The sequence below is a fragment of the Duganella lactea genome (genome assembly GCF_009857505.1).
GTDB lineage: Bacteria > Pseudomonadota > Gammaproteobacteria > Burkholderiales > Burkholderiaceae_D > Rugamonas > Rugamonas lactea.
The window spans coordinates 79,194-94,379 of sequence record NZ_WWCP01000020.1; the positions used below are offsets into that span (position 1 = coordinate 79,194).

The 15,186-nt window shown below is 61.1% G+C and carries 15 protein-coding genes; 4 read left to right on the forward strand and 11 right to left on the reverse strand.

The window, feature by feature from the left end:
- Nucleotides 1-24: 24 nt before the first annotated feature.
- From GTP44_RS16525 to GTP44_RS16550, 6 genes are all read right to left on the reverse strand, one after another.
- On the reverse strand, nt 25-801 hold the full coding sequence (locus tag GTP44_RS16525; RefSeq protein WP_161020306.1) for a peptidylprolyl isomerase: 777 nt from the start codon (nt 799-801) through the stop codon (nt 25-27).
- A 92-nt stretch (nt 802-893) separates the two neighbouring features.
- A complete protein-coding gene (locus GTP44_RS16530) occupies nt 894-1,670 on the reverse strand; it encodes a peptidylprolyl isomerase (RefSeq protein ID WP_160990513.1) in 777 nt (258 codons plus the stop codon).
- A 96-nt stretch (nt 1,671-1,766) separates the two neighbouring features.
- Entirely contained in the window at nt 1,767-2,048 is a 282-nt protein-coding gene (locus GTP44_RS16535; RefSeq protein ID WP_160990512.1) for a BolA family protein, read from the reverse strand.
- A complete protein-coding gene (locus GTP44_RS16540; protein ID WP_161020307.1) occupies nt 2,045-2,674 on the reverse strand; it encodes a septation protein A in 630 nt (209 codons plus the stop codon). Before GTP44_RS16540 ends, GTP44_RS16535 begins: the two co-directional genes overlap by 4 nt.
- 23 nt (nt 2,675-2,697) lie before the next feature.
- Nucleotides 2,698-3,096 carry a peptide-methionine (R)-S-oxide reductase MsrB gene (gene msrB, locus GTP44_RS16545; protein ID WP_161020308.1) on the reverse strand — a complete coding sequence of 133 codons (399 nt, stop codon included), beginning with the start codon at nt 3,094-3,096 and terminating at the stop codon, nt 2,698-2,700.
- Nucleotides 3,097-3,110: 14 nt separating this feature from the next.
- Nucleotides 3,111-4,601, reverse strand: a complete 1,491-nt coding sequence (locus GTP44_RS16550; protein ID WP_443093271.1) for a protein adenylyltransferase SelO — start codon at nt 4,599-4,601, stop codon at nt 3,111-3,113.
- 108 nt (nt 4,602-4,709) lie between these two features.
- On the opposite strand from GTP44_RS16550, the gene GTP44_RS16555 reads away from it, so the two are divergent.
- Complete coding sequence (locus tag GTP44_RS16555) at nt 4,710-6,335, forward strand: 3-(methylthio)propionyl-CoA ligase (protein WP_202424116.1); 1,626 nt, start codon at nt 4,710-4,712, stop codon at nt 6,333-6,335.
- Between the two features lie 10 nt (nt 6,336-6,345).
- Here GTP44_RS16555 and GTP44_RS16560 read toward each other — a convergent pair whose 3' ends face one another.
- Genes GTP44_RS16560 through GTP44_RS16580 form a run of 5 tightly spaced genes read right to left on the reverse strand, consistent with a single transcriptional unit; the run spans nt 6,346 to nt 11,667 of the window.
- Nucleotides 6,346-7,038, reverse strand: a complete 693-nt coding sequence (locus tag GTP44_RS16560) for a DUF4197 domain-containing protein (RefSeq protein WP_161020310.1) — start codon at nt 7,036-7,038, stop codon at nt 6,346-6,348.
- Between the two features lie 48 nt (nt 7,039-7,086).
- Nucleotides 7,087-8,595: a chemotaxis protein CheW gene (locus GTP44_RS16565; protein WP_161020311.1), complete on the reverse strand. Its 1,509-nt coding sequence runs from the start codon at nt 8,593-8,595 to the stop codon at nt 7,087-7,089.
- Nucleotides 8,588-9,142, reverse strand: coding sequence for a chemotaxis protein CheD (locus GTP44_RS16570; protein WP_161020312.1), 555 nt, complete (start codon nt 9,140-9,142; stop codon nt 8,588-8,590). Before GTP44_RS16570 ends, GTP44_RS16565 begins: the two co-directional genes overlap by 8 nt.
- Nucleotides 9,143-9,151: 9 nt before the next feature.
- Nucleotides 9,152-9,967, reverse strand: a complete 816-nt coding sequence (locus GTP44_RS16575; protein ID WP_161020313.1) for a CheR family methyltransferase — start codon at nt 9,965-9,967, stop codon at nt 9,152-9,154.
- Between the two features lie 2 nt (nt 9,968-9,969).
- Nucleotides 9,970-11,667, reverse strand: coding sequence for a methyl-accepting chemotaxis protein (locus GTP44_RS16580; RefSeq protein WP_161020314.1), 1,698 nt, complete (start codon nt 11,665-11,667; stop codon nt 9,970-9,972).
- 181 nt (nt 11,668-11,848) lie between these two features.
- On the opposite strand from GTP44_RS16580, the gene GTP44_RS16585 reads away from it, so the two are divergent.
- The 3 genes from GTP44_RS16585 to GTP44_RS16595 form a co-directional block, all read left to right on the forward strand.
- A complete protein-coding gene (locus GTP44_RS16585; protein ID WP_161020315.1) occupies nt 11,849-12,013 on the forward strand; it encodes a hypothetical protein in 165 nt (54 codons plus the stop codon).
- The gene (locus GTP44_RS16590; protein WP_161020316.1) at nt 12,003-14,084 is read left to right on the forward strand and encodes a 3-hydroxyacyl-CoA dehydrogenase NAD-binding domain-containing protein; all 2,082 of its coding nucleotides are present in this window, start codon (nt 12,003-12,005) and stop codon (nt 14,082-14,084) included. The genes GTP44_RS16585 and GTP44_RS16590 overlap by 11 nt, the downstream gene beginning before the upstream one ends.
- Nucleotides 14,085-14,203: 119 nt before the next feature.
- On the forward strand, nt 14,204-15,186 hold a 983-nt coding region (locus GTP44_RS16595), incomplete at its 3' end, for an REP-associated tyrosine transposase (protein WP_161020317.1).

Consider the following 15,186-nt stretch of genomic DNA (forward strand, 5'->3'; position numbering starts at 1 on the left):
GCGCTTTGTTCGAGCCAGTCCAGCTTACTGGATCTTGGCTTTCTTCAGCAGCTCTTCGCGGTAGGCCGCGATCTTGCGCTGTTGCAGAGCTTCAGCGACCTGGCCTTTGACTTCCGCCAGCGGCGGCATCTGGGTCGGGCGCGATTCATCCAGCTTGATCACGTGGTAGCCGAATTCGGTTTTCACCGGGGTCTGGGTGATTTCACCGTTTTTCAGTGCGACCATGGCGTCGGCAAAGGGTTTCACCAGTTTGCCTGGCGTCATCCAGCCCAGATCGCCGCCATTATTGGCGGAACCGTCTTTCGATACCTTGGCCAGTTCTTCGAACTTACCGCCAGCTTTCAGCTTGGCGATAATATCCTTGGCTTCCTGTTCGGTGGCGACCAGAATATGACGCGAGTGATATTCGGTTGGGCCGACAGCGGCTTTATACTTGTCGTATTCAGCTTGAATTTCGGCGTCTTTAACCGGGTTTTTCTTAACATAATCCGCCAGCATCGCATTGATAATAATGCTTTGACGGGCGTTGTCGATAGCGGCCGTGACTTCCGGCTTTTTGCCATAACCCTGTTTATCGGCTTCCTGCAGCATGACTTCGCGGCTGATCAGTTCTTTTTTCACCATCTCGCGCAGTTGCGGCGAATCTGGCTGCTGGCCCTGGGCGACAACTTGTTTGACCATTTGATCAACCTTGGCAGCTGGAATGGCCTTGCCGTTGACGGTGGCGGCATTCTGGGCGAAAGCTGGTGCTGCCACGACAGCGATCAGGGCTAACATCAGGCGGGCTGGCTTCAACATCATTATTTAAATCCTTAAAAAATTACACTCTGAAGGTGCATCATACCAACGCAGAATCAAAAACGGCGCCCCGCAGGGCGCCGCCTTTTATAACATTACTGCACTTTTGCTTTCTTTACCAGTTCTTCTTGGTAAGCTTGCACTTTCTTCTGAACCAGTGCTTCCGCCACTTGCGGCTTCACTTCTTCCAGGGTCGGCAGTTTGGCCTGACGGATGTCGTCCACTTTGATGACGTGGAAGCCGTTCGGGGTTTGTACCGGTTTCTCGGTCACTTGACCTTTTTGCAGGCCGACGAAGGCTTGCGCGAAGACTGGCGGGAAGGACGAAGGCGATGCCCAGTCCAGGTCGCCGCCGTTGGCTGCCGAGCCTGTGTCTTTCGACTGCTTGGCCAGGTCTTCAAACTTGGCGCCGCCCTTGATTTTGGCGATCACGTCGTTGGCTTCGGCTTCGGTGCCCAGCAGGATGTGGCGCACGTGGTATTCCTTGTCGCCGGCCTGGGCGACGAATTTGTCGTATTCAGCCTTGATGTCGGCGTCCGACACCGGGTTTTTCTTCACGTACTCGGCCAGCAGGGCGTTGACCATGATGGCTTGGCGGGCGTTTTCGATCGCAGCCTTGACGTCGGCGTTCTTGGCATAACCTTGTTTGTCCGCTTCCTGCACCAGCACTTCGCGGCTGATCAGGTCTTTCTTGATCAGTTCACGCAGTTGCGGCGAGTCAGGTTGCTGGCCTTGGGCCACAACTTGCTTGACGACGGCGTCGACGCGCGAGGTTGGGATCGCCTTGCCGTTAACCACGGCAACGTTTTGCGCAAAAGCTGGTACGGCGACAACGAGAAGTGCAATCAGCAACTTGGCTGGCTTGAAAGTCATTATTAATTCCTGTAAGGGGAAAGATTTAGCGAATTTAGCTTGGACGGCTATGTCTTCAATTATTTTTAATAAAAGCCGATAGCGGCCACGCCTGCATCAGACTTCCGATGGCGCCAATGCAGTAATGGCCAATGCATGAATTTCTTTATGCATCATATCGTGCACAGAATCATACACGAGTCGATGTCTTGTGACGAGTTTAAGACCTTCGAATTGTAACGAAACAATTCTGACGTTGTAGTGCCCGCCGCCAGAGGCCGCGCCGGCATGGCCGGCATGGGCGGCGGAGTCGTCATCCAGCACCAGTTCGGTTGGCGCCAGCTTGGCTTCGAAGGCCGCGCGCATGCGGGCCAGACGGGTATCTTGAATCTGGTTCATGCCTGGTCCTTGATGTGGCGTGATAAATAAACGGTTTGGCCGACGATGAATACAAACATGATGCCGGTGATGCCGAAGGTTTTGAAATTGACCCAGGCGTCGGTGTCGCCTTTAAACAGCACGAAGGCCAGATACCAGTTCAGCACGCCCATGACGAGGAAGAACACCACCCACGCCAGATTCAGGCGGGTCCAGATCTGGTCCGGCAGCTGAAAAATTTCCTGCATCGACTGGCGCATCAGGTTCTTTTTAAACAGCATGTCGCTGGCCAGCAGGCCCAGCGCGAACAGCCAGTACAGAATGCTCAGCTTCCATTTGATGAACACTTCATCGTGCAGATAGATGGTCAGCCCGCCGAACACGACAAACAACACCAGCGTCACCCACAGGGTGCCGGTGACGGTCTGCTTGCGCAGCTTGAGCCAGGTGATCTGCCCGATGGTGGCCAGGATGCCGATCAGCGTCGCCAGGACGATGGGCGACTGTTCCGCCGCCACCGAGCCGCCCGAGACCACGCTGCTCATATAGGTGTTGATGAAGTGCTGGGCCGTGTCGGGATTCATGCCGGCCAGTTTGTAGGCGACAAAGAAACAGATGACTGGCAGCCAATCGAACAGGAATTTCATGGTGTCTCTAATAGTGTTGTGGATCAGTCTTCAGGATCAAAGCGCAGGGACGCCGAGTTAATGCAGTAACGCAGTCCGGTCGGCGGCGAGCCGTCCGGGAATACATGGCCCAGATGGGCGTCGCACACGCCGCAGATCGTTTCGGTGCGCAGCATACCATGGGAGCGGTCGACTTTCTCCACCACATTGGCCGGATCGATCGGTTCAAAGTAGCTCGGCCAGCCGCAGCCGGAATCAAACTTGGTATCGGAACGGAACAGCGGCGTGTTGCAGCATACGCAGGTGTAGATCCCGGGCTGGTGATGATCCCAGAATTTGCCGGTGAAGGCGCGTTCGGTGGCGGCGTGGCGCGTGACTTGATACGCCATCGGATCGAGTTGGGCACGCCATTCGGCGTCGGTTTTGACAACTTTATTGCTCATGGCTTATTTCTCGCTTAAGAAGAACAGCTAACTTCCAGGTGGCTCGCCCAGTCCGGGGGCAAGGCCGCGTAGTGCTCGTGCTCGGGCTGTTCGTCGTAGGGGCGGCGCAGTACCGCCAGCAGCCGCTCCACTTCGGAAAAGTCCTTATTTTGCGCTTTTTCAATGGCCACCTGGGCCAGATAGTTTCGCAGCACGTATTTGGGGTTGGTTTGATTCATCGCAACCGTGCGCTGGGCATCGTCGCTTTCTTCGGCGCGCAGGCGGGCACGGTAGCGCTCGGCCCAGGCGTCGAAGACCGGACGCTCGATGAACAGGTCGCGCAGTGGTTCGTCGCCGCTGGCATCGGCCGCGCGCACGCCGCTCAGGCGGCGGAAAAACAGTGTGAAATCAACGCCTTGCAGCATGGCGAACAGATCGTCGCACAGCGCGCGGTCGTCCTCGGCGTGCTGCGCCAGCACCGTCAGGCCCAGCTTGGCGTGCAGCAGTTCGTCCATCTTGCGCGCGAATTCTGGCTGGTAGACGTCCAGCGCCGCTTGGGTGGCATCGACGTCACCGATCAGCGGCAGCAGCGCCTGCGCCAGCGCGTAGCAGTTCCAGTGGCCGATCTGCGGCTGGTTGGCGTAGGAATAACGGCCCTGCTGGTCGGTGTGATTGCAGATGTGGTTGGCATCGAAGGCTTCCATGAAGCCGAAGGGGCCGTAATCCAGCGTCAGGCCGACAATCGACATGTTGTCGGTGTTCATCACGCCGTGCATGAAGCCGACCGCTTGCCATTGCGCGATCAGGTGCGCGGTGCGGCGCGTGACTTCTTCCAGCAGCGCGGCGTAGGGATTGTCGGCCGCGCGCAGCGATGGATAAAAGCGGTCGATGACGTAATCGGCCAGCACCTTCAGCTCGTCGTTTTTCTTGCGGTAGTACCAGTGCTCGAACGAGCCGAAGCGCACGAAGCTCGGCGCCATGCGCACCACCACGGCGGCGGTCTCGACGGTTTCACGCATCACGCCCTGGTCCGAACCGGCCACCGACAGCGCGCGCGAGGTTGGAATGCCCAGCGCGTGCATCGCTTCCGAGCACAGGAATTCACGGATCGACGAGCGCAGCACGGCGCGGCCGTCGCCCATGCGCGAGTAGGGCGTCAGGCCGGCGCCTTTCCATTGCAGCTCCATCGGCCCTTCGGCGGTAGCGACGTCGCCGAACAGGATGGCGCGGCCGTCGCCCAACTGGCCGGCCCACACGCCGAACTGGTGGCCGGAATACACGGCGGCCAGCGGCTGCGCGCGCTCGGGCACGGCGTTGCCGATCAGCGTATCGAGGCTGGCGGCCAGCTCGTCCGGCGTCAGTCCGATCAGCCTCGCGGCCGGCGCGCTGAGCGCCACCAGATAAGGCGAAGGCAGCGGTGTCGGCATCAGGCGGGTGTAGAACGCGGGCGGCAGGGACGCGAAGGAATTGTCCAGCGGCAGTTTAGCGGCAGTAATGATGTACTCCAGGTTAGCGTAGTCCGGGATTTTACCGCAGGCCGCGATTGCGGCAATGCAGCATCGAAAAGCATTGACGCTGCGTACAGCGAGCCACCACACTCCGCCCACAGTACAACCTGGGAGACCGTTATGCTCATGGGCCAGATGATGCATCAGCCGCTGCTGATTTCAGGCATCCTCGAATTTGCGGCCCGCCATTACGCCGCCAGCGAGATCGTCTCGCAGCGCGTCGAGGGCGATCTGCACCGCTACACCTTCCGCGACTGCCATCGCCGCGCCAAGCAGCTGGCGCAGGCATTGCAGGCGCTGGGCGTGCAGTCCGGCGACCGCGTTGGCACGCTGGCGTGGAATGGCTACCGTCACCTGGAAGCATATTACGCCGTCTCCGGCAGCGGCGCCGTGCTGCACACGATTAATCCGCGCCTGCATCCGGAGCAACTGGCCTACATCTGCAACCACGCGGAAGACCAGTACCTGCTGTTCGACGCCTGCTTCCTGCCGCTGGTCGAGGCGATCGCGCCGCATTGCAAGACCGTCAAGGGCTGGATACTGCTGGGTAGCGCCAAGCGCATGCCGGCCGCCAGCAAGATTGCCAACCTGCTGTGCTACGAGGATTTGCTGGACGCCCAGTTGGGCGACTACGCCTGGCCCGACTTCGACGAAAACGCCGCCGCCACGCTGTGCTACACCTCCGGCACCACCGGCAACCCGAAAGGCGTGCTGTATTCGCATCGTTCAACGGTGTTGCACGCCTACGCGTCGGCCTTGCCGAACGTGCTGAATGTCGGCTCGCGCGACGTCGTGATGCCGGTGGTGCCGATGTTCCACGTTAACGCCTGGGGGCTGCCGTATTCGGTGCCGTTGTCGGGTGCGAAAATGGTGTTTCCCGGCCCCGCGCTGGACGGCAAATCCGTCTACGAGTTGATGGAAAGGGAAAAAGTCACGTTCTCGGCGGGCGTGCCCACGGTCTGGCTTGGCTTAATAAGTTATTGCGAGCAGAACCAGGTGACATTCTCCACTTTCCGCCGCACGGTGATCGGCGGCTCGGCCTGCCCGCCGGCGATGATGAACACGCTGATCGACGACTTCGGCGTCGAAGTCATCCATGGCTGGGGCATGACCGAAATGTCGCCGCTGGGCACCACCGGCGGCCTGCTGAGCAAGCATCTCGACCTGCCGAAGGCGTCGCAGCGCCAGATCCTGCAAAAGCAAGGACACGCCATCTACGGCGTCGACCTGAAGATCGTCGACGAACTGGGCGCGGAACTGCCATGGGATGGCGTGACCTCGGGCAGCCTGCTGGTCAAGGGGCCGTGGATCGCCGCGCGCTATTTCAAGGACGAGGGCGGCGACGTGCTGGAGGACGGCTGGTTCCCCACCGGCGACGTCGCCAGCATCGATCCGGATGGCTTCATGCAGATCACCGATCGCGCCAAGGACGTCATCAAATCCGGCGGCGAGTGGATCGGCACCATCGATCTGGAGAACATCGCCATGTCGCACCCGGCGGTGATGCAGGCCGCCTGCATCGGCGTGTTCCACCCAAAATGGGATGAGCGGCCCTTGCTGGTGGTGGTGCGCAAGCCCGGACAGGACGTCAGCCGCGCGCAATTGCTGGCGCACTTCGACGGCAAGATCGCCAAATGGTGGTTGCCGGACGATGTGGTGTTTGCCGACGCCTTGCCGGTCGGCGGCACCGGCAAGATTCAGAAGAACAAGCTGCGCGAGCAGTACCGCAACTACCCGCTGCCCACCATCTGACGGCGTGTGCCTACTTGATGGCGCCGAACACTTTGCCGATCAGTTTGCTGCCGGTGCCGAGCGGATCGGCACGGATGGCTTTTTCTTCCTCGGCGATCATGGTGTACAGGCCGTCCAGCGCGCGCTGGGTGACGTAGCCTTCAACCGTGGCCTGGTCCTTGGCCAGCGCGCCGAGCTTGGGCGCCAGCCCCATCGCGGTGTTGTACTTGGTGGCCAGGCCGGACTTGTCGGTGACTTGCTTGACCACCGGCTGGAATTGCAGCGCCAGCTTGTCCTGGGTTTTGGCGCGGAAGAAATCGGTCACCGAGGTGTCGCCGCCGGTGAGGATTTGCTTGGCGTCGGTGATGGTCATCGACTTGACGGCGTCGAGCAGCAGCGGCTTGGCCATCGGCACGGCGGCTTCGGCGGCGTGGTTCATCTGCACCACCAGATCATCCAATTGTTGGCTTTTGCCGGTCAGCTTGAGCAGCGGGCGGACCTGTTCCAGCATTTTGGGCAGCGCAATCCGCACCTTGTCATTGTTGAGGAAGCCGCCGTCGACGCCGAGCTTGCTGACCGCCGCGTTGGCGCCGGTCTCCAGCGCCGCCTTCAGGCCGCCGGAAGCGTCCTTGCTGCTCAGGTCGTCAAGTGAGATGGCGCCGGCGCCGGCCGCCAGCAAGCTCAGTGGAATCAGCAAGGCCATGGCGCGGCGGGAAATCGGCATGATGGTCACTCCGTGGTGGGCAATGACGCTACTGTACTCCAGTCGCCATCATGCCGCCAGCGCCGGCATCTCCTGGCTCAGACGTTCCAGCAGACGGTCGCACTGGAACACGCTCAGCGTGCGGCGCGCGTCGCCTTCGCCGATGTCGATCACCTCGTCCATCTCGCTGCGCGGATCGCCTTGCGCGCTGGCGTTGCGCATCATTTTCGGCGCGCCGTAGCGCTTGCTGTCCTCGATGGTCATGATGTTTTCCACCGCATCGACCATCAGGCCGTAGCATTCGCCGTCGCGTTCGACCACCAGCATCTTGGCCTGGCTGCTGTCGGCCAGTGGCGCCATGCCGTACAGGCCGCGCAGGTCGATCACGGTAACCATCTGCTGGCGCAGGTTCAGCATGCCGCGCATGAAGCCGGGCAGGCCGGGCGGACGGGTGAGGTCACCAGCGCTGAAGTCGATGATCTCGCGCACCTGCGTAATGCCCACCGCGTAACTGTGCTCCAGCGTGAAGCTGATGTAGACCTGACGCTGGCTGCGGCGCGCCTCGCGCCGTTCGTTGCTGGCGATTAGCTCGGCGTCCTTCGGATACAGCGCGGCGTGGCCGTTGCGCATTTCCTTGATTTCGGCGCTGGAGAAGATCTGCTGGTGATCGAGGAGGAAAATATCGCCCAGCTCCGGCTTCGACAGGCAGCCGCCGAACATGCCGGCGCGCGCCTTGCTGAGCATGGGAATCGGCATCACTTCCTCACCGTAGAAATTAACGATGTTGTCGACCGAGTCGACCAGGAAGCCAATGGTGGCGTCGTCGATGCGGGCGACGATGATCCGCTGTTCCGGCCCGGCCACGCGCTCGCCGCTGCCGGCGTTCAGCAAGGTGGCGAAGTCGACCACCGCGACCGGCGCGCCGCGGAAGTTGATGCGTCCCAGGCACAGCGCGCTGTTCAGCACCGACGTCTGTAATTCCGGCACCCGGATAATCTCTTGAATCGCCCCCATCTCGAACGCCAGCGACGCGGTGCCGACGCGGAAGCTGACGCACTGGCGGCGTTCGCCATGGCGGCGCCGGGTCTGCTGATCGACGCACTGTACCGCCAGCACCTGCGGCACGTTTTCGATATGGATCAGCGCCTCGGGATCGAGCACCTGCACCAGCCGCGCGCCCTGGTCGAGCAGGATGGTGCCGGCCACCACGCCGCGCTGGGCGCCCTCGGCATAGCCCAGCTTGCTGCGCTGCTCGGGCCGCACGCGCAGGATCTCGCCGGTGGCGTCGAACAGCATGCCGACCAGCACGCCCTGATAGTCCAGAATCGCGATCTTGTCGGTCGGCAGCGCGCCGCGCGCGCCGGCGTCGAACACGCGGCTAAGGTTGACCACCGGAATCACGCTGCCGCGCAACGTGAACACGCCCTCCAGAAACTTGGGCGACAACGGCAGCGCCGTCACCTTGTCGGGATAATTGACCACCTCGCGGAAGCAGCTGGCGGGCAGGGCGTATTCATTGTCGCCCAACACGAACGAGCCAAACAGCACGGTGCAGGAGTCGGCGGTGGCATCAGGCATAAGTGGTTCCCGCGTAAGATGTGGCGATTTCATGCACCGCAAAGGTGCCGGTGGCGCAATCGATGGTCATGGTGCGACCGCATTTGCCGCCGACGCGGCAATACGTCACGTTCAGGCCGAACTTGCGCAGATGCTTGCGCGCCGCCTCGGTATTCAGTTGGCCGATCTTCAGCCGGCTGGAGCAGCCGTTCAGCATGGTGGCGCCGCCGGCGATGATGACCTCGATCTCGCCGCGGTCTTCCTCGTTGGCGCCGATCAGGCGCAGCAGCGATGGCACGGCCTGGCTGACATAGCGCGCGCCGAAATTGTCCGCCAGTTGCGCGCATTCCGGCAGCAAGCAGTGGGCCAGCGCGTAACGGCCGCGTTTTTTCCAGATCAGGCCGATGCCGACGCAAGAGCCGAGCAGGGCGCACAACTGGTCGGTGCGGGCGCCGGCTTTCAGCTCGCCCATGGCCACCTGCAGCGGCGCGCGCGGGCCGTCCGCTGGCGCGGCGTGCGCCGTCCGCGGCACCGACAGTGCCGGGGGAATGTCGAAGAGTACTTGCATGGTGACCGCCTATTTCAATCGATATATCATCGGCCGGTCGAACTGATAGGCGGTGTTGAGGCCAGAGATCGATTCGGATTCCCCCACGATCATGACAGCGCGGGGTGCCATGCTCGGGCACGCTTGATGCAGTATCGTCTGCTGCTGCTCCTGATCGAAATAGATCAGCACATTGCGCAGGAATACCAGATCAAACTGCCGGGCTGGGCTTAACGGAGTCAGCAGGTTATGTTGGGCCAACTCCACGTTTTTCTTCAATGCATCGACGACCCGCAGGCCGTTGCCGCTGGCGCGGAAATACTTTTTCACCCAGTCAGGATGGCTGCTCTGGATGCGTTCAACCGAACGGCCGGTGTACTGGCCGTCGCGCGCCAGCGCCAGAATCTGCCGGGAAATATCGGTCGCGTGGATCTGGTAGCTGAAGCCGGGATGGGCCGCCGCAAATTCCTCGCACAGCACCGCCATCGAATACAGTTCCTCGCCGCTGGAGGCCGCCGCTGACCAGACCTTCAGGCGCTGGCCCGGATGCGCCTGCCACCATTGCGGCAGGAATTCCTGTTCCACGTAGTCCCATACCTGCGGCGTGCGGAAAAACAGCGTGTCGTTGGTGGTGACCAGATCGATAAAGTGCGGAATTTCCGCGCGGTCCTGTTCCACCTTGTCGAGGTAGGCCTGGTAGCCGCTCAGGTTGAGCGCCTGCACGCGCGGGCGCAGGCGCCGCTCCAGCAGCACACTCTTGCGTTCGGTCATGGCGATGCCGGTGTGCTTGCGCACCAGCGCGATCAGGGCCGATAACGTCGCGGGAGTAAAACCGCCGGTTTCCATGGTCAGACCGTGAAGCCGGAGACCGTTTTGTTCAAGTCGCCCGCACGCTGGTTCAAGCCTTCCGTCGAGCGGGCGATACTGTCGCAGGCGGCGGCCGATTTCTCGGCCTCCTCGGCGATATACTGCACGGCGGTACTGACTTCGCGCGCGGTCAGCAGTTGCTCGTTGGTGGCCTTGGAAATATCCGAAATGGCCTCGGTGGTGCGGACCACGCCGGCCAGGATCTTGTCGAACGCATCGCTGGCCTGGCGGGAAATCTCACTGCCGGCGGACACCCGCTTGACCGATTCGTTAATCAGCTTGGAAATCTCCTTGGTGGCCTGCGACGAGCGTTCGGCCAGCTTGCGCACCTCGTCGGCGACGACCGAGAAGCCCAGACCGTGCTCGCCGGCACGGGCCGCCTCGATGGCGGCATTGAACGCCAGCATATTGGTCTGGTTGGCGATATCGCTGATGACCTTGACGATTTCGCCGATGTCCTCCGACGAGCGGTTGATCAGGTCCATCGCCTCGATCGACTTGGCCACCGCCTTGGCGCCCACTTCGGCCTCGTGCTGGGCCGACTTGGCCATGGCGTCGGCGTCCGAGGTGTTGCCGGCGATGGTGTTGATCGAGCTGGTCAGGCCGTCGATCGAAGCGTTCATCTGCTCCACGGTGGCGCCCAGCGCCTGTGTGCCGACCGCCACGCCGTTGCTCCGTTCGGCGATGGTGGTGGAGGCGTCGGCCAGGCCGCTGGCGGACATCACCACATCGCTGATCACCTTGCGCAGGTCGGCGATCATCTTGCGGATGCCATCGGCCAGCTTGTCCAGCGGCTCGTCGCCGTCGACGATGACCTTGCTGGTCAGATCGCCATTGGCGGCGTGCTCGACCGAATCCAGCAGGCGGGCGATTTTTTCACCGTCGGCCTGGGCCTTGGCGGCCACCGATTCCTCCAACTGCACCTGTGCGGTAATGTCGCTTGCGTATTTTACTATCTTATACGGATTGCCATTTAAATCCAGAATCGGATTATAAGTGGCCTGAATCCATACCGTTTTTTTATTATTGCCAACTCGCTTATAACGGCCACCGTCAAATTCGCCGCGATTCAATTTTTGCCAGAAGCGTTTATAGTCCGCGCTGGACGCGTAATCCGGCTCGCAGAACATGCGATGATGTTCCCCCTTGATATCATCAAGATAATAACCCATGACTTCAAGGAAATTCTCATTAGCATCCAGCACATGGCCTTGCATGTCGAACTCGATCACCGCCTGCGCCTTGCCAATGGCGCTGACCTTGCCTTCGTACTCGGCATTGCGCATGCGGTTGGCGGTGATGTCGGTGGCGAACTTGATCACCTTGTACGGCTTGCCGGTGGCGTCCATGATCGGATTGTAGGAGGCATTAATCCAGATTTCGCGGCCCCCCTTGGCCAGACGCTTGTATTCACCCTGGTCATATTCGCCGGCGGCCAGTCGCGCCCAAAAATGCCGGTAGGCGGGAGAGGCGCTGAATTCGGGTTCGCAGAACATGGCGTGATGCTGGCCCTGGACTTCCGCCAGCGTGTAGCCGACCGCGCGCAGGAAATTTTCGTTAGCGTGCAAAATCTTGCCGTCCAGGTCAAATTCGATGACAGCCTGAACACGGTTCAGCGCCGCATTGATGGCTTGCAATTCGAAATCTTGAGTCTGGATAACCTGGCTCGGTGCGTTCATGGAAGTCCCTGTCAAAACATTAATTAAGTAATGGCTAAATATCAGGTGTGATATTTAGTGAGAATTAAGGGATATTCGGGGGCGGGGAATATAGGCGCTGCTTTATTTAATTATTTCTGCTATTTAATTTCGAAGCAAGCTGCGCTTCGTATGCTTTGGCCGATTGTACGTTTGAAACAACATGCATTTCGACGTATTCTCGGCATTACAAAGCGCCACCGCCGCCAGCAAAAGCCGCGCTATCGTCCTGGACAATCAAATAAAAAAAGACGGTCGTTCTTTTGTGCGGTATAGTAAAGCGCTGGCCACCAACCAAAAAATGATAAGGAAGAGACATGACCGCTGAATACCAAGTGCACGGCGCGGTAGCCGTCATCACGCTGAACAATCCGCCGGTGAACGGCATGGGACTGGCGACCCGCACCGCCGCGGTGCAAGGTCTGCAACGCGCCGCCGCTGACGACGCGGTCAAGGCCATCGTCATCACCGGCGCCGGCAAGGCCTTTTCCGGCGGCGCCGACATCAAGGAATTCAACACCCCGCAAGCGCTGGCCGAGCCGAGCCTGCACACCTTCATCGCCACGGCGGAAGGATCGAGCAAGCCGGTGGTGGCCGCGATCCACACGGTGTGCATGGGCGGCGGCCTGGAACTGTCACTGGGCTGTCACTACCGGGTGGCGCTGCCGGGCGCACAGATCGCCTTGCCTGAAGTAAAACTTGGCCTGCTGCCGGGCGCGGGTGGCACGCAGCGTCTGCCGCGTGTGCTGGGCCTGGAGCCGGCGCTGAACATGATCGTCTCCGGCAACCCGGTGTCGTCGGCAAAGCTGCCGGCGCTGTTTGACGAAATCTTCGCCGCCGACGCCGAGCTGCTGCCATCGGCCATCGCCTTTGCCGCAAAAATCGCCGACGTGCGGCCGCTGCCGAAAGTGCGCGACCGCCAGGTGAACTACCCGAACCACGAAGCCTTCCTGCAATTCTCGCGCAACACCGTCAAGGCCATGGCCGGCCCGTTCCCGGCGCCGCTGGAGTGCGTGGAAACGGTCGCCGCCTCGGTGACGATGAAATTCGACGACGGCATGCAATTCGAGCGCGAACGCTTCCTGCACCTGATTCAGACCACCGAATCGAAAGCGCTGCGGCACGCCTTCTTCGCCGAGCGCCTGGCCAGCAAGGTGCCGGACGTGCCAGCGGGCACGCCGGTGCGTCCGATCAAATCGGCCGCCATCATCGGCGCCGGCACCATGGGCGGCGGCATCGCCATGAACTTCCTCAACGCCGGCATTCCTGTCAAGCTGCTGGAGCAGCGACAGGAAGCGCTGGACAAAGGCATCGCCACCATCCGCAAGCACTACGAAAGCTCGCTCAAGAAAGGCAAGCTGACGCAGGAGAAACTGGATCAGCGCATGCGCCTGCTGACCAGCACGCTGTCCTACGATGACATCGGCCAGGCCGACATCGTGGTCGAGGCCGTTTTTGAAGAGCTGGGCGTCAAGGAAGCCGTGTTCCGCCAACTGGACGCTGTGATGAAGCCGGGCGCCATTCTGGCCACCAACACCTCGACGCTGGATGTCGACAAGATCGCCACCTTCACCGCGCGTCCGCGGGACGTGATCGGCACGCACTTCTTTTCGCCGGCCAACGTCATGAAGCTGCTGGAAATCGTGCGAGGCAAAGAAACCGCCAAGGACGTGCTGGCCACAGCGCTGGCGCTGTCCAAGAAGCTGAAGAAAACCGGCGTGGTGTCGGGTGTGTGCGACGGCTTCATCGGCAACCGCATGATCGAGCAGTACAGTCGCCAGGCCGGCTTCCTGCTGGAAGAGGGCGCGTTGCCGGAGCAGGTCGACCAGGCCGCCGAAAAATTCGGTTTCGCGATGGGGCCGTTCCGCATGGGCGACCTGGCCGGCAACGACATCGGCTGGGCCATCCGCAAGCGCCGCTACGTGGAAAAGCCGGAGATCAGCTACTCCAAAACCGCCGACCTGCTGTGTGAAATGGGGCGCTACGGCCAGAAAACCGGCGCTGGCTGGTACGACTACAAGGCCGGCGACCGCAAGGCTTATCCGAACGACGCGGTCAACGCCATGATCGTCCAGCACTCGGCGGATTTCGGCATCGCCCGCCGCCGGATCAGCGACACGGAAATCGTCGAACGGCTGGTGTACGCGCTGGTCAACGAAGGCGCGCTGATTGTGGAAGAAGGCATCGCGACGCGCGCCTCGGACATCGACATGGTCTACCTGACCGGCTACGGCTTCCCGCCGTACCGAGGCGGCCCGATGTTCTACGCCGACACGGTCGGTCTGCCGAACGTGCTGGCCGCGATCCACCGCTACGCCCAGGGCCACCAGGGCGAAGCATGGAAAGCCGCGCCGCTGCTGCAAAAACTGGCCGCCGAAGGCCGCACCTTCAACGGCTGAAACCGGTGTTAAAACCCCGGTGTCAGGTCTGACATTCGCACACGGCCTCTTCAGTAAGTCGTTGATTGTGCTGATGTCGATCAACACCGGTGCCCGTCGTTGGCGTAGGGTCGGTTGTTATGAATCGACCTCTACGACTTCAGTTCGCCGGCGCCGTGTATCACGTGACCTCGCGCGGCGACCGGCAACAGCTCATTTTCCACGATGACAAAGACCGTTATGCGTGGCTGGATATGCTCGCCCAGGTGTGCGCTCGCTTTAATTTCACGGTGCACAGTTTTTGCCTGATGGGCAATCACTATCACTTGCTGATCGAAACCGGCGATGCGAATTTGGCGACCGGGATGCGGCAGTTGAATGGTCAATATTCGCGCTATTTCAACCGGCGTCACCAGCGTGCGGGCCACGTCTTCCAGGGACGCTATGTCGCCATTCTGGTGCAGAAGGAAAGTCATCTGCGCGAGCTGGCGCGCTATGTCGTGCTGAATCCGCTACGCGCCAACATGGTGAGCAGGCTGGAGGCCTGGCCATGGAGCAGCTATGCTTTGATGATACAGCCTGTTGCGCCGCCATCCTGGCTGCGGATCGACTGGATACTGGGCCAGTTCGGCACCAATCGCGCCAATGCCATTGCCGCCTACCTGCAATTCGTCGCTGCGGGTCGTGGACTGGCCAGTCCGATCGAAAGCGTGCGGCATCAGTTATTGCTGGGGGACGACGACTTTGTCGCGCGCCATCGCACCGCCTTGCCTTCAGCGCTTCCCGGCGAAGTGAAACGCGAACAGCGCCGCTCAATGGCGCTGTCGCTCGCCGAATACCAGGCAAAATTCGCCGATCGCGACCAGGCAATCGCCGCCGCCTATTTCTCAACCGCCTACACCATGGCGGCGATCGCACAGCATTTCCAGGTGCATTATCGCACCGTCAGCCGGATCGTCCAGCGGATGGCGCCCCAACAGTCGGGTTCGTGTGCGATTGTCAGACCTCGTATATTGAATCTACCGCGCCATCGCCGGATAATGTGGAGGTGGCAACGGTCAGGCAGGGTGACGCCGACCAGACTTTGGGTAGTTGAACCCGTGTGTCAGATAGGCGCCCTTGT

Coding starts and splice junctions, on each gene's coding strand:
- GTP44_RS16565 (WP_161020311.1), bottom strand. CDS start 8,595: ATGCCTGATGCCACCGCCGACTCCTGCACCGTGCTGTTTGGCTCGTTC.
- GTP44_RS16540 (WP_161020307.1), bottom strand. CDS start 2,674: ATGAAATTCCTGTTCGATTGGCTGCCAGTCATCTGTTTCTTTGTCGCC.
- msrB (WP_161020308.1), bottom strand. CDS start 3,096: ATGAGCAATAAAGTTGTCAAAACCGACGCCGAATGGCGTGCCCAACTC.
- GTP44_RS16535 (WP_160990512.1), bottom strand. CDS start 2,048: ATGAACCAGATTCAAGATACCCGTCTGGCCCGCATGCGCGCGGCCTTC.
- GTP44_RS16575 (WP_161020313.1), bottom strand. CDS start 9,967: ATGGAAACCGGCGGTTTTACTCCCGCGACGTTATCGGCCCTGATCGCG.
- GTP44_RS16570 (WP_161020312.1), bottom strand. CDS start 9,142: ATGCAAGTACTCTTCGACATTCCCCCGGCACTGTCGGTGCCGCGGACG.
- GTP44_RS16525 (WP_161020306.1), bottom strand. CDS start 801: ATGATGTTGAAGCCAGCCCGCCTGATGTTAGCCCTGATCGCTGTCGTG.
- GTP44_RS16590 (WP_161020316.1), top strand. CDS start 12,003: ATGACCGCTGAATACCAAGTGCACGGCGCGGTAGCCGTCATCACGCTG.
- GTP44_RS16530 (WP_160990513.1), bottom strand. CDS start 1,670: ATGACTTTCAAGCCAGCCAAGTTGCTGATTGCACTTCTCGTTGTCGCC.
- GTP44_RS16585 (WP_161020315.1), top strand. CDS start 11,849: ATGCATTTCGACGTATTCTCGGCATTACAAAGCGCCACCGCCGCCAGC.
- GTP44_RS16555 (WP_202424116.1), top strand. CDS start 4,710: ATGGGCCAGATGATGCATCAGCCGCTGCTGATTTCAGGCATCCTCGAA.
- GTP44_RS16580 (WP_161020314.1), bottom strand. CDS start 11,667: ATGAACGCACCGAGCCAGGTTATCCAGACTCAAGATTTCGAATTGCAA.
- GTP44_RS16560 (WP_161020310.1), bottom strand. CDS start 7,038: ATGCCGATTTCCCGCCGCGCCATGGCCTTGCTGATTCCACTGAGCTTG.